The 15,171-nt window shown below is 50.6% G+C and carries 7 protein-coding genes; 6 read left to right on the top strand and 1 reads right to left on the bottom strand.

Features of this window, described 5'->3' with window-relative positions:
- Nucleotides 1-3: 3 nt before the first annotated feature.
- The 6 genes from QUW60_RS05820 to QUW60_RS05795 all read left to right on the top strand — a co-directional run bounded on the left by QUW60_RS05820 (nucleotide 4) and on the right by QUW60_RS05795 (nucleotide 12,072).
- Entirely contained in the window at nucleotides 4-1,569 is a 1,566-nt protein-coding gene (locus tag QUW60_RS05820; RefSeq protein ID WP_289559120.1) for a DUF6562 domain-containing protein, read from the top strand.
- 186 nt (nucleotides 1,570-1,755) lie between these two features.
- Nucleotides 1,756-3,312: a DUF6562 domain-containing protein gene (locus tag QUW60_RS05815; protein ID WP_289559118.1), complete on the top strand. Its 1,557-nt coding sequence runs from the start codon at nucleotides 1,756-1,758 to the stop codon at nucleotides 3,310-3,312.
- A 56-nt stretch (nucleotides 3,313-3,368) separates the two neighbouring features.
- The gene (locus tag QUW60_RS05810; RefSeq protein ID WP_289559116.1) at nucleotides 3,369-4,994 is read left to right on the top strand and encodes a DUF6562 domain-containing protein; all 1,626 of its coding nucleotides are present in this window, start codon (nucleotides 3,369-3,371) and stop codon (nucleotides 4,992-4,994) included.
- A 193-nt stretch (nucleotides 4,995-5,187) separates the two neighbouring features.
- Nucleotides 5,188-6,807, top strand: a complete 1,620-nt coding sequence (locus tag QUW60_RS05805) for a DUF6562 domain-containing protein (protein WP_289559114.1) — start codon at nucleotides 5,188-5,190, stop codon at nucleotides 6,805-6,807.
- Nucleotides 6,808-6,956: 149 nt separating this feature from the next.
- On the top strand, nucleotides 6,957-9,503 hold the full coding sequence (locus QUW60_RS05800; RefSeq protein ID WP_289559112.1) for a DUF4962 domain-containing protein: 2,547 nt from the start codon (nucleotides 6,957-6,959) through the stop codon (nucleotides 9,501-9,503).
- A 133-nt stretch (nucleotides 9,504-9,636) separates the two neighbouring features.
- Nucleotides 9,637-12,072: a DUF4962 domain-containing protein gene (locus QUW60_RS05795; RefSeq protein WP_258337043.1), complete on the top strand. Its 2,436-nt coding sequence runs from the start codon at nucleotides 9,637-9,639 to the stop codon at nucleotides 12,070-12,072.
- Nucleotides 12,073-12,554: 482 nt separating this feature from the next.
- Here the strand turns inward: QUW60_RS05795 and QUW60_RS05790 are convergent, their stop codons facing one another.
- Complete coding sequence (locus tag QUW60_RS05790) at nucleotides 12,555-15,089, bottom strand: DUF4962 domain-containing protein (protein ID WP_289559110.1); 2,535 nt, start codon at nucleotides 15,087-15,089, stop codon at nucleotides 12,555-12,557.
- Nucleotides 15,090-15,171: the final 82 nt, after the last annotated feature.

Genomic DNA, 15,171 nt, shown 5'->3' with positions numbered 1-15,171 from the left:
GCCATGAAGAAGCTATTTTTATATGTGATGCTGGTTCTGGGTGCGGGACTTTCGTCATGCACAACGAAAGATCTCGACTGGGAATCTTCTGGCGGGAACTCCGGTACGGTGGAAGTGGAGCTTCCTGAAGGAGGGACACCGACGGACGGAACATCGGCGCCATTTCCGGAAACGCCGGAAGGCTATCAGCTTCGCTGCATTCTTGTGAGCGGAGATAACCGCTACGAGATGGTGGAGTCGGAGTCTGTGAACAACAAGTTCTACTTTACTGATGTTCCTGTCGGCACTGAACTGTATGTGTGGGCGGATTTCATTGAAGCGGATGCCGAGCCTGACGAGAACGGACGTTATGCCGATCTGTACTATGATACGCAAAGTATGCCGACAGTCGCTTATGTAGCCGGCCGGATGACAGACGGAAGCTTGTTCAACAACGATGCGTGCGATGCTTTCTATGGTCATGTTGCAGCCGGTGAGGGAACGGTGCTCACCTTGAAGCGTCCGTTTGCGAAAGTTACTTATTCCAATGAGGATGCGATTGCTGTTTCAGGAAACATAGAGGTCAGTTATGAAGTATTCAACAGGTTTGACATACAAAGCGGAACTCCGGATGGAACGGGTACAATCAGTTATGCCGGTGGAGTGGCGGATAGAGCTAACCGGGTATGGTTCTCCAATTACCTGTTTGCCTCCACTTCCGGAAGTTCCGCTCTTCCGGGAGGAGCAATCTCCATGACGGCAGACGGCGTTACAAAGAGTATCGAAACGGCCAATATGGTGCTGGAGGCAGACAAGACGGTAAATGCGCACTTTAACTGGGCGGATGCCGGTATCAGTATAACGGTGGATGTAGGCTTTTCCGATCCGGATGCTCCGAGAGTGGGTGACTACTATTACAGTGACGGAACATGGGCCAACTATCTGGTGCCCGGAAAAACTCCGGTCGGTGTCGTATTTGCTACAGTAGAGGGTGACGGAGCCGCTGCTGCCGATGATGTGGCCAACTATGAAGGCGTGACTTTCGAGGACGGTGTGGTTCATGGATGGGTTGTTTCTCTGAAAGAGATGAGCACACCTCAGTTCATTACAAACACTGCAGGCAGTGCTTTGACTGGCGTTGCAGGAGTAGGAACTGCCGAGGATGACATCAAAGGGTATGCGAACTGCAAAGCATGGCCAGACAATGTGCTTGCCGAAGGCGTTGAATATGTGGCACTGAATCAATTAAGCACTTATGCAGAGGATTTCGATGCCCCGCTTCCAGAGTCAGGTACTTCCGGCTGGTATATTCCTGCAATCGGACAGTTGACGGCTTTACGTACTGTTTACGGTGCTGAGAACAATGCAGTAAAGAATGCGCTGCAGGTTTTGGCGGATGACGATTCGAAGGCAGACCTTATCGTGACGGAATCCGGTACGGGCAATTATTATTGGTCAAGTACGGGGAGAACTTCAAATTCCGTGTATTATGTCCGGACTATAACATTTGATCCTGCTGTAACAGATGGATTTATAAATTCGCATGGAGGTACTTCCGGTAAGCGTTGCCGTCCGATACTGACATTCTAAGCCCTTTAGCGGCCCTCCAAACCTCCCCCGAAGGGGAGGCTTCAGAGAAAACATAATAAACAAATAATTAAAATTAAAAACAAACCCGAGGCCCTTCCAAACCTCCCCCGAAGTGGAGGCTTAAAGAACAAGCTCAGTAAGCTCCCCTTCGGGAGGAGTTGAGGGGGCCTTAAACAATAACGAACCATGAAAAGAATACTTTTATATTCGACACTGGCTTTGGGAACAGGACTGTTCTCGTGCAGCCAGGAAGATTTGATGGAGCAGGGCAGTGCGCCTCAGGCAGGGCGGCCCGTTACGATATCGGTGCAGTTGCCGAGCGAAGTGGAAAGTGACGCTGTGTCGCGTGCACTTCCTGCTATTCCGGACGGACATCAGTTGCGTTGCATACTTTATGTGTCGGGTAACGGAGAAACACCGGTACGTCAGGAAACGGTTCTTGCTGATGCAGGAGGAACCATCTCATTCACTTTTACTCCAGCTACTGATACGTATACATGCTCGTTCTGGGCGGATTTTGTTTCAGGCACTGACACAAATGCCGATGGGCGTTATGATGATTTGTATTATGACACGCAGCGTATTCCGGACGTAACTTATTCTTCAACGTTGGCGGATGGACACAGCTTTTATAACAACGATGCCTGCGATGCTTTCACAGGACATTTTACTGCCGCTGAGGTTACGGGCGGTACGGTGGTTTTGAAGCGTCCGTTCGCGAAGGTGAACTTTAAAGAAAAGACTTCGGAGGTGTCGGGAAACATTGCGGTCACGGGTTATGCTGTCAATAACGGAATGAACATTACGGACGGAACGGTAAGCGAAACGAGAGCAAATCTCCCGGACTATAGCGGAGCGGTTGCCGGTGATGGCGTGTGGTTCTGCAATTATCTGTTTGCAGACGGAACAAGCACCAGGCTTCCGGAAAGCATTTCCATGACGGTTGGCGATGGAGGAGCGACTTCCATTTCTACCGATGGGCTGCTTCTGAATGCCAATACGCAATATAATCTGAGCTTTGAGGCGAACGTGGGCGAGGTGGTTCCGGCTCCGCAAGTGGGCGATTATTATTATAGCGACGGAAGTTATTCTTCTGCATTGGATGAGAACAAGACCGTTGTCGGTGTGGTGTTCGCAGCAACAGGTGATGGAAGTGCAATAGACAGTGATTTGCCCGCTAACTACGAGGATGTGACTTTTGCGGATGGTGAAATTCACGGCTGGGTTATTGGCTTGAAGGAATGTGCTTCTTCTGCTTTCTCGGCCGAAAGATTAAATAATGTATCAGGTGTTGCCGTTGCTAACATTACTGCTTCTACAACAACTTGTGATGAAATAAAAGGTTATGCCAATTCGCAGGCATGGAAGGCAGGTGCCGGCGGTGTGGATCTTCCGGCATTGGATGCAGTTGATGCCTATGAACTTGAGGCTCCGTTGACTGAAACCAGTGGCTGGTACATTCCGGCTTTAGGACAGTTGCTGGCTCTGCGAGAGGCCTATAATGCAGAGAGTAGCAAAGTACTTGAGGCATTGACCGCTCTGAATGGAGATGGGGAAGCTGATCTTATGGACACTTCTGCTGAATCTGGTAATACCCACTATTATTGGTCAAGTACTTATCATACTAATATGACAGAACTGGGACTTATGCGCTTCTTTCCGGTTAGCGGAGAAACAAATTATGTTGCCCGTACACAATCGGCAACAACAGGCCGCCACTGCCGTCCCATCTTGACTTTTTAAAAACAACAGATATTGGTTGGCATACAGAAATCATAAACCTTTAAATAACAGACATCATGAAAAAAAGTATTTTATTTCCGGCACTGGCTTTGAGCGTGGGACTGTTTTCATGCAGCCAGGAAGATTTGAGCGGAAACGCATCTCAGTCAGATCAGCCCGTAACCGTTACGGTGCAGCTTCCGGACAATGTTGCCGGCAGAGCTTCTTCACGCTATATTCCGTCAGCTTCCGACGACGCGCATCAGTTGCGGTGCATCCTTTATGTAACCAATAGCGACGGCTCTTGGAGCGAACGCATCGAGAAGGTGGAATCGGAAGCCGTTGGCGAAACCTTCAGCTTTACCTTTACTCCGCAGGATGCGAACGACTATAAATGTACGTTCTGGGCAGACTTCATTGAAGATGATGCTGCCGTTACGGGAGATGGCAACGAAAAGAAATATGCCGACTTGTATTATAACACACAGAGCCTGCCTGCAGTAACTTACAATACGGGTGTGACCACAGACGGAAGTCTTTTCAACAATGATGATTGCGACGCATATTGCGGAACCATCGCAAACGGGGCGGCATTGAGTGTGGAGCTCAAGCGTCCGTTCGCAAAGGTGAGCATTTCCGATAAAGGGGATGCCGTATCGGCAGCTTCTTCAATCAGCGTGAGCGGCTACGGAGTGTATAACGGCTTCAATATCGAGACCAATGAAGTGGTTGGTGAGAGTGAAACCGTGATTTCATGCAGCGATATAGCGCCTGTGAAAACAGACAACGTGTTCTTCTTCAACTATCTTTTCGTAGGAAACAAGAATGAACTGCCGGATGCCGATGGCAACATATCAATGACGGTTGACGGAACGACCAAAGAGATCAATGTGAGTGACATAATCCTGACTGCCAATACAAAGGTGAACGGAAGCCTTGACTGGGCAAATGCACCGTCCGACGGCTCTGTAAGCATTACGGTAGACATTGCAGGCGATTGGGAAGAGGCCGCTAACCCGAACGCTCCGCAGGTGGGTGACTATTATTACAGCGACGGAACCTGGTCTGCTTCTTTAGACGGCACGAAAACCGTAGTTGGTGTGGTGTTCGCCACGGCTGACGGCGATGCTTCTTCGGATGCAGTGGCAAACTATCCGGAGGTGACTTTTGCGGATAACACGATTCATGGTTGGGTTATCGCTGCGCAGGATATGTCTGGAAGTCCGAGATTTGTGGAAACAGGACATGGCTCACAAAGTGCAATTGAAGGCATAGAGGGAGTTGGCACGGGAGAAAGCGATATCTTGGGCTACAAGAATACGCTGGCATGGCCGAACAATGCATTGACAAATCTGGCAGAGGGCACTGAGCAGGGAACTTATGTAGCTATTAATAATATCAGTTCATTTGCTTTGGAGGCTCCGTCTGCATCGAGCGGATGGTATCTTCCTGCTGTTGGACAGCTCGTTTGTCTGTACAATGCTTATTATGCGGGCGAAAGCAAGGTATTGGCTTCACTTTCAGCATTAGAAAACGGTGCCTTGAATACGACTTCCAACAGATATTACTGGTCAAGTACGGCGGACACAGATACTGATCCCTATTCTGTATACCGTGTGACTTTCAATGCTGAAGAAACTGATTATGTCGGTCACAGCACCGGCGGTCCTGGTCAGTCAGCCCGTCCCATGCTGACATTCTAAGGGACTGAAATAGAATGCCCCACACCCCCTGTTTTCACGTCCTGAAAAATGACGGGACATTTTAATGAAGATGATGGGAAACATTGATTAAGATGACGGGTAAAATAAAAAAAATGACCCGTCATCTTCCGGCGCCGTTCGGCAATGTGACAAAGGGCTGACATTCATCCGGTTAAACATAAAGAAAATCTGTATGAAAAAACTGTTTTTATATTCTGTTCTGGCATGGGGACTGGCTTTGTCCTCGTGCGGCAAGGACGATGCGGAACCGCAGAATCTTCAGGAACCGCAGGCAGACGGATCGGTTACGGTGTCGGTGACACTGCCCGATGATGCCTTCGGCAACGATTCGCGCGCACTGCCGCAAGCATATGCAGGCCACAAGCTCCGCTGCATTCTTATTGTGCAGGAGAACGGCACGGTCACCGACCGGCAGGAGAAGCTTGTGGATGAGGCGCAGGACGGAAGCTTCTTCTTCACCATCAATCCCGAGGGCGAGGACTTCAAGTGTTCGTTTTGGGCGGATTACGTCGCAGAGGATGCTTCCGCAACAGACGGGAGATACCCCGACTTGTACTATAACACCGAGTCGCTTCCTGCGGTGAGCTATAAGGCGACCGGCAATGAGCTGTTCAACAATGACGCATGTGATGCTTTCAGCCTTTCGCTTCTTAACGGAGCGACCGCCGGAACGATGACCCGTCCGTTGGCTAAAGTCAGCTTTGCCGACGAAAGGCCTGAAACGGTGGCTTCGGCAGGAAATGTGTCGGTAAGCAACTACAACGTTTATAACGGCTTTGACATCGTGAACGGAACGGTAAGCGACACGCCTGTTTCAATCTCTTATTCCGGGCCTGCAGCCGATGCGGACAATGGCGTGTGGTTCTACAACTACCTGTTTGTGGGAAACAAGAACAGTCTGCCCGGAAATCTCACGATGAAGGTGGGAGAGAATACGCACGATGTGTCTACGGAAAACATCACGCTGACCGCCAACAGGAAGATAAACGCCACTCTCAACTGGGAGCGTGCGAACGGTATCATCACGGTGGACGTGAGCTTTGATGATCCGGATACTCCGAATGTGGGCGACTATTATTACAGTGACGGCACATGGTCGACGTCTTTGAACGCTGAAAAGACCGTTATCGGTGTGGTGTTCGCCACCTCAGAAACGGAAGCGGCCGCCGATTCCCCCGAAAACTACGACGGTGTGACTTTCGAGGATGGAAAGATTCATGCTTGGGTGATGGGATGGCGTGATTTGCATCCTACCCCCCGCTTTGTCAATGCAAGTGCCGAACAGGGCGCTTCCGGCTCTACGGTTGAAAGCATAGAAGGTGTAGGTCAGGGAGAGGATGACATATATGGCTTTGCCAATTGTAATGCCTGGATTGGGAATGTCCTTACCAGTTCTAAAGTGTATGTCGCCTTGCCGAATGTAATGGATAGTTATGCTGGTAATTATAATGCTTCTGTTCCAGAAGGAAAGACGAGCGGATGGTACATTCCTGCAATCGGTCAGTTGGCAGCGTTGCGTAATGCCTATATTGCGGAAGACAGCAAGGTGAAAGCTGCCCTGCAAGGGCTGGTTGATGCCGGTTACGGTTCGGGAGATGCCAATGCCAAGATTCTTCTGGTAGAGAAGAATGATGCCGGATCAAACCAGTATTATTGGTCAAGTACGGCATACGAAGGCTCTTCAAGCAATAGTGTTATGCGTATGACTTTTGTGAATGAAGATGGAGTTGCCGTCACAAATCAGAATGGAGGAAGTTCTGGCTCTCCTTGCCGTCCCATCCTGACTTTCTGACGAGAAGATCAGCAATGGCATTCGATTGCATACAAATAAATAGGTTTCCATAATCAGAAAGTGCCTTCCCCTTGTCCGGGCCGCGTTCGGCAAGGGCAGGGCGGAGGCACTTTTTTATCAGCCTTGATCACCAAATAATTGAAGAACGTATGAAACATATAATTTATCTGCTGGGAATCGCTTGCGCGTGTTTGACTTCTGCCTGTTCGGATGATGAGATTCCCGCATCAGCTGTAGATGCCGAGGCGGTGGACACTCCGGAAGCATGGCACGACAAGACTCGCACGCAGCCTTACCCGAAGCTCTCGAACGAGCTTTATCTGAACCCTCCGCCGCTCATCGTGCCGGAGTCTATGAAGACGGGCGAGAAGCTTCAGTTCGCCCTTTCGCAGGATGAGGGCTTTCCGGAAGCTTCGACCCAGCTTTCGGAAGCGGACGAATGGTGCATGTTCAATCCCCACCGCGAGCTTGAGGCCGGGACGTGGTACTGGCGTTACCGTAACGTTTCCGCCAACGGAACGGAAGAAGCATGGAGCGAACCTATCGCTTTTGAGGTGAAGCCGGAAACTCCCGTGTTTGTGACTCCCGACTTTGCCGCCTTCCGTGCAAACATTTCGCAGGCAGGGCTGGATGTGCATCCGCGCCTGTACTGCTATCTGAACGGAGATTTGGCGGAAGCACGGCAGCGCGTGGAATCCCATTCGGAATACCGGGGGCTTGTCAGCCGTGCGAACAGTGCCATGAATGTGGATTACAGTACCTACCTGAACCAGGTGACGGAAGACGGTATGGAGGAAATGGCCGATTACGTGGAGTATCTTCACCAGGCCTATCTGCTCACTCAGGACCAGACCTACGCATCCAAGCTGGCGGAAATACTGAGCCTGCTTTGCGGACACGGCTTTACCGACAGTGAACTGTTCGTTTCCAATTTCGGTTCCACTGCCATTGCCTACAGCCTGCTTGTTCCATACGATGTGCTGTATAGCCGTCTGAGCGGAAGTCTGATCCAGCAGGCTCAGGATTTGCTGATGCGCATAGCGCGGCATTATTTTGCGTCTTACTGCGGTTCTCAGGAGAATAATATTTTCGACAACCACTTCTGGCAGAAGAACATGCGCATCCTTTTTCAGATAGCCCTTTGTCTGTGGGACAAGACAGGCTATGCGGAAGAGGCATCCTATATGATGGAATATTATTATGAGCTTTGGACGGCACGCGCTCCGGCTTCGGGATTCAACCGTGACGGCGCATGGGTGAACGGAAGCGGCTATCTGTCGGCCAATCTTTATACCTTATATTATATGGCGATGCTTCTGTCGCATGTGGGGCAGAGCGATTTTCTTCAGCATCCGTGGTATCAGAACGCGGGGCAGGCATTGGTCTATAATTTCCCTCCTTCGTCAAAAAATACAGGATTTGGTGACATGAGCGAACGTTGGGACGTCTCGGGAAGACAATATGCGGCTTTTGCAGATTTCCTCGCGAGGGAAACGGGCGACGGTTATGCCGGATGGTATGCCAACGAATGTTCCACTGATGATGATCCGGACAACGATGTGAGCGATGATGTGCTGTTCCGCATTTATCGCATTTGCAGAAACAGCACCTATGATACATCGTTTCCTGAAGATGCTCCGAAAATGAAGTGGTACGAAGACATAGGCGAAGTGGTGATGCACAGCGATCTTGAACATACGGCAGACAACCTGACGCTGAGTTTCCGTTCGAGCACTTTCGGTTCGGGAAGCCATACGCTTGCCGACCAGAACAGTTTCAACCTGCTTTATGGCGGGAAAGAGGTGTATTATCACTCGGGATATTACACGGCTTTCAGCGATGCGCACAATCTGATGTCGTACCGTCACACGAGGGCGCACAATACGATTCTGGTGAACGGCATCGGACAGGCTTTTTCGACCGAGGCCTACGGCATGATGCTTCGGGCAAACGGAGGTACGCATATTGCATACGCGTTGGGTGACGCTTCGCAGGCTTACGGAGGCATTTCGAATGATCCGATGTGGATACAGAACTTCGCGGATGCGGGCATCGAACAGACACCGGAATATGGCTTTGGCGAAACGCCGCTCACGAAGTACCGCCGCCAGACGCTGATGCTTTATCCGGATATCGTGCTGATTTATGACGAGCTGGAAGCCTCAGAGCCTGTGCGTTGGGACTGGCTGCTGCATAGTCCGGTACAGTTCGGCATCGACGGAGATACGTTTACTACCCGTGCGGAAACCGGCGTAGCAGTGGCTCGTATGTTCAGTGACGCAGCGTTTGAAGTATCTCAAACCGACCAGTTTGTCGTGTCACCGGGAGAGGGCTATGCGAACCAGTGGCACTTGACGGCAGCATTCGCCAACAGCTCTGCCTGCCGCATACTGACCGTAGTGCAGATTAAAGATTCGGAGGGAGAGATTCTTCCTGTTGAACGCAACGGCAGCCGCATCACCTGCGGCGACTGGACGATAGACGTGAACCTCGATCCTTCGTCTGCCGAACGTTTGCAGGTGACGAGCGGTTCCGTTCCGGCAGTCTATAGTTATGGCTCGGACAATGTGCAGACGGGCAGCGGAGTCTATGCACGGCAGTACCGCAATTCTTCCGTACTGTATGATGAGATTGACGGGCAGTATCAGGCTGTGGAACAGACAGACCAGTCGCCCGTATCAAGCAGGAGGGGATGAGGCTTCCTGCCCGTTTCTCCCGAAGTTGAAAAGACTTGGGATTGGAGAGGCCGGTTGGTTTTATTATTATTGATTTTATATTTTTCTGTAAGCCTTTCCTTGGGGATAGGTTTGGAAAGACTTGATTATTGATATGAAAAGATATTGTTTTTTACTGTTTTGTTTGTGTGTGGCTTTTGCCGTCAGCGGCAACAACCCCTTGCGGACAGCTCCTTATCCGCAAGAGAATGACGACGTGTTTCTTAATCCGGCTCCGCTGCTTGTGCCGCCGTCCATGAGGGACGGAGAACTGTTGCAGTTCAACCTGTCGCGGAGCAAACGATTTAACGGAACGGACGACATGCTGTCGGAACCCGTACGCTGGGGCGTTTTCAACGCGCACCGGGTGTTGCAAAAAGGTACATGGTACTGGCGTTTCCGTTCAGTGGACAAGGACGGGAAGAAGCATCCTTGGAGCAAGGTTTACCGTTTTACAATAGGGGAAGACGTGCCGGAGTTCGCTGCTCCTCCGTTTGACGTGTTCCGGAAGAATCTGCCTGTGGAGTGGCCGCGCATCTATTGTTTTCTGGAAGACGGAATGGAAGAAGCGAGGCGCAACGTGCGTTCACATCCGGAGTTCTGGACGATGGTAGACGACGCACGCCGTGCACTGGCGATGGATTTCCGCACGGATACCGTGCCTTACAAGCATGTGTTTGCGATGTCAGAGAACTGCGACAACCTGCATACGGCATGGCGGATGCTGGGCCGTGATCTTTATATTGAAAAGATGATGCAGAATGTGCGCTGCCTGCTTCCTAAGGATCCGACAGAACAGTTTGTCGAAAATGACTTTAATGCGGGCGAACTGGTTTATCTGCTGGCTTGTACTTACGATGTTGCCCGTGACCGTTTTACGGCTGAAGAGCGCAAGCGGATAGAAACATTGATCCTGCATGTGATGAGGCAGTACTGCAACGGACGGTTGATGGGCCGGCTGGAAAACCGTTTTTATGACGAACATATCTGGCAATTCACTGTCCGCCGCCTTATGCAGGGAGCTTTGGTATTGTATGACAAGTATCCGGAAGCTGAAGAATATTTGGAATATTTGTATGAAGCCTGGACTTCGCGGGCGCCGGCTTCCGGTTTCAACCGTGACGGTTCATGGCACAACGGAGCGAATTATTTCAGCGCGAATGCCGTCAGCCTGATGTATCTGCCTTCGCTTCTGGGATATGTGACAGGCGTTGATTTCCTGCAGCATCCGTGGTACCGGAACGCAGGCAAGGGAATAGCTTATACCTGGCTTCCCGGTTCGCTGAGTGACGGATTCGGCGACGGCCATGAGAAGATGAACAAAAAGCCGCTCCGTATCCGCAGTGCGTTTGCCGACTTTCTGGCGCGTGAAACCGGAGATCCTTATGCCGAATGGTATTCTTCGCTTAACGACAGCTATAAGGAGGAGTTTGAAACCCGTCTTTATCGGATGGCGTGCGGCAAGCCGAGGGCGGAACGTGCGGAACTGCCCGACAGTGCGCCAAAGGCTGTGTGGTTCCGCGACTGCGGCGAGATGGTGGCCAACAGCGATTTGCATGATCTGAAGCGGAATGTCAGCTTGAGTTTCAGGAGCAGTCCCTTCGGATCAGGCAATCATACACATTCCTGCCAAAATGCTTTCAATCTGCATTACGGCGGCGAGGCGGTCTATCATGCGGCAGGGCATTACATGAAATTCAATGATCCGCATAATTTGCTTTCATACCGCAATACGCGCGCTTATAATACGGTGCTGGTGAACGGCATCGGACAGCCCTTTACACCGGAGGCTCGCGGGCGCATCGTGCGTATGATGGAAAGCGATCGGATGGCGTATGCATTGGGTGATGCTTCGGACGCTTATTGCGGAGTCAGCGATATTTGTTTGTGGAAAGAGTCGTTTGAGAAATACGGACTGGAACAGTCGCCCGAAAATGGCTTTGGGGATAATCCGCTCACCAAATACCGCCGCCACATTCTGATGCTGTATCCCAATATTGTAATCGTGTACGATGAACTGGAAGCGTCGGAAGAGGTGCGTTGGGACTGGCTGCTGCACAGTCCGGTGAAGTTTGACTTCGATAACGGGACATTCGTTACGGAACGTCCCGACAAGGGATTCCGTTCGGTGGGACACATCTGGGGCAGCGTGGTTCCCCGTCTTGTACAAACGGACAAGTATGCGGCTTCTCCCAGTGACAAGGATGCTCAGCGAGGCGAGGATTTCACTCCCCAATGGACTATGACCGCGGCTTTTGATTCGTGCCGCAAATGCCACGTACTTGCCGTGATGCTGGTGGAGGCCGACGGAATGAAGGCTGTAGACGTGAAAGATGAAGGCGGAAGCCTTACGCTGGGCGACTGGAAGATAGAAGCTGAACTGGATGCCGAGAAAGCTTCACGGCTTTCTGTCCGCAACTTGTCAAACGGTTCTTCGTTCAGCTATGGCGAAGATCCGTCGGGCGCTTCCGTGATTTCCGACACTGTGGACGGAAAACTTTCGGTAAACAAGATGACTGACCAGCATATTCTTTGGATGGGAAAATGGTAATGGAACATCCGTAGGGAATTCAGAGCTTTCCCTAAGAAACTGTTTTGAATTTATCGTGTGCTGATTTGGGATGAGTTTTTGAGGCATTTCCGTTTGTGTGATGAGGAAGATAGCGGGCTATCTGACGAAGAACAGAAGCGGAAAAGACCAAAAAATAGCCCAAAGCACACACGAAAACGAATACATCAAGCCAAGAAAAACTTTTTGGAGAAATTCAAAATAGTTTCTAATTGTCATGTGAAGGCTTTGACTGAAAACGTACCGGAACGCAGAGATTTATCAGGTTGGATTTCCCTGTATTTTCTCTCTGTGTTCCGGTATTTTATGTTTCATGGAAGTCTGATCGGGAGCCGTAGTTTGGCTTGTCGCCCGCATTTGTCCTATCGAATGCCTTTTAAGTGAAACTATGAAAAAGGCCGTATCTCACGATACAGCCTCTTCTTCCTATTGAAAACCTTATATTAAATGTAAATAGAGAAATCTTATTTTTCAGGTCCGGCTCCAGTGAACTGGGGCTGGTAATCGGACATTTCATGCACGAGCCATTCGCCGTCGATTTTGTCAAATAAAACAGACGAGCCTTGTTCGAGACGTTTGTAGGTTGTGTTTCCTATTTCTATATCTCCGTCCCCCAGACTGAATGTGGCATTGTTGCGGTCGTTGAATATTTTGAGCGAAGCCGGTTTTGCCGGATCAAGTTCCGCTTCAATTTTCCATCTTTCGCAGGTGAACACATTCCCTTTGCGCGAAAGCACCTTTTCCTTGTTGCCGTCAGGCATGATGCGGATGACGGTGAGGATACGGTTTTGTGCGCAAGGCTGGAACTTGGCGGTCAGGTGCCACTGGTTAGGATACTTCACTCCTTTTTTCATCTTCTTCGGATCGGGCGGAGCCACATACTGGTCGGTTTGTGTCATTTCGAATGCCTGGTTGCTGAACATCTGTGCCACGGAACTGAACTGTTTTTCTTCGTAGCGTGTGGTCATCGTGTGTTTGGCATTGTCAATCTGGAACTGTACCGGACTATGCAGCAGCCAGTCCCAGGTGACAGGCTTCGAAGCCTCCAGTTCGTCGTATATAACCACGATGTCCGGATGAAGCAGCAGAATGTGGCGGCGGTATTTGGTGAGCGGAGTTTCTCCGAAGCCGTATTCCGGAGTTTGGGCAAGTCCTGCTTCTTCAAAATTCTTTATCCACATGGGATATTCGCTGGTTCCGCAGTATGCGTTTGATGCATCTCCCAGTGCATAAGTGATGTTCTCGCCGTTCAGCATCCGGGTAATCTTACCGTAGGCGCGGGTTGTAAAAGGCTGTCCGATTCCGTCAACAAGAATGCTGTTGTGCGCTCTTGTATGGCGGTAGGATAGTATGTTGTGGGCATCTTTGAAGTTCAGGTAATAGCCGGTAGAGCGATATACAGGTACTCCGCGGAAGTGCAGGTTGAAACTGTTCTGGTCGGCCAGTGTATGGCTTCCTGATCCGAACGGGCTTGAACGGAAGCTCAAGAAAACGTTGCGGTTGGTGTTCTGAATGGCCGAGTGGGCATACACTTCGCCCATGTCTTCCATCCAGACAGCATTGGGGCGATCGGCCGGAAGATCTTTCGTGTACGGATAGTCTTTCGCTACACGGGCCATGCGGTAAATGCGTGTTTCATAGTCACGTCTTAAATCCCGTGTACAGTGTGAAGCATACCATTTGGCGTAGGGATTTCCGATTTCCCGTGCAAGGAAGTCTGCTATGGCCAGACGCTGGCGGTCGGGTGTCGGCTGGCGTTCGTTTCCGTCACCGAATCCCGCACTCATCGTGCCTACAGGAAACGCATAGAGCAGTGATTGTCCGGCATTCTGATACCAGGGGTGTTTCAGAAAATCAAATCCTGTGATATGCGAAAGCAGGCTGGGAACGTAATAAAGCGTTTTCGTGTTTGCAGTGAAGTATCCTGTTCCGTTCTGCCATTCTCCGTCGCGGTTGAATCCTCCGGCCGGAGCGCGCGTGCTCCAAAGTTCATAGCAGTATTCCAGCATTTCGCGGGCCTTTTCGCTGTGTTCATAGAACATCAGGCCGATTTCAAGTGTCTGCCGGAAGCCGTGCTGCCAGAAGTGGTTGTTGAAGAAGTGTGTTTCTTCATATCCGGTGCGCATCGGATTGTGGTGGTTCTTTGCCACTTCGAATACAAGCGTTTCGATTTGTTTCAGTTCGTCTGCCGTAAACATGTCGTGGCATACGTCGTAGCACATCAGAAGCTGCTCAATCAGATCGCCGCAGAAGAAGTCGTCGCGGAGCAGATTCTTGTCGGGGGTCGATTTCAGATAGGCGCGGGTGATTTCCACCATCTTGTCGGCATACTGCTTGTCTTCGGTGAGCGTGTATGCGGTATGCAGGTAAGTGACGAAGGCAAGAGCCGGGCGTGCTTTAGGGTATGGGTTGGCTGCCGGTTCATAGTTGAGTCCCATGTTCGCGCGGTTCAGCATTTCCTTGTATTCGGGATGTGAAGCTACGTTTGCGCGTGCGGTCTTCAGGTCGTTATCCAGAAAGCAGAACAGGCGCGGATAGCCTTTCGGCAGATTCTTCCGGAAGGTTTCATAGACCGGCGTGGCGAATTTCGGTTCGTCGCCTGCAATCTGAAAATCATAAGGCTGGCTCCATTCGCCTTGTTTCCCGTCTTTTACTTTACGCCAGCGCCAGTACCATGTACCTTTGTCAAGCACTTTATGCGGACTGAACATGAGCCAGGGCTTTGCGTCGGCAGTGATTGTTTTTCCTGCAGGGAAAGTTTTGTCGTTGCTCAGCTCGAACTGATACGAAGCGTCTTTCTCATGCACGCTTTTGGGGAGAATCAATGGAGGCGGATTCAGATAAACTTGATGCATCGACTGCGGATAAGCTGTTTCGCGTACATTCTCGTGTACCCGTTCCAGCGTCGTTTTCTGTGCCGTGGTCGGACTGACTCCGGCAAATGCGAACAATGATATGGCCATCATCATTCCCTTGAAAAGTAACAAGTGTTTTTTCATGTTGCAATATTTATTGATTAGAAAAATTAAGCTCTTTCAACTAAGCTCCGAGCCTCTCAACTCCCCCCCCGAGGGGGAGTTT

The organism is Bacteroides gallinaceum (genome assembly GCF_030373775.1).
Taxonomy (GTDB): Bacteria; Bacteroidota; Bacteroidia; order Bacteroidales; family Bacteroidaceae; genus Phocaeicola; species Phocaeicola excrementipullorum.
The sequence above is the reverse complement of the archived record's forward strand: the minus strand, read 5'-3'. Positions and strand labels throughout refer to the sequence as shown.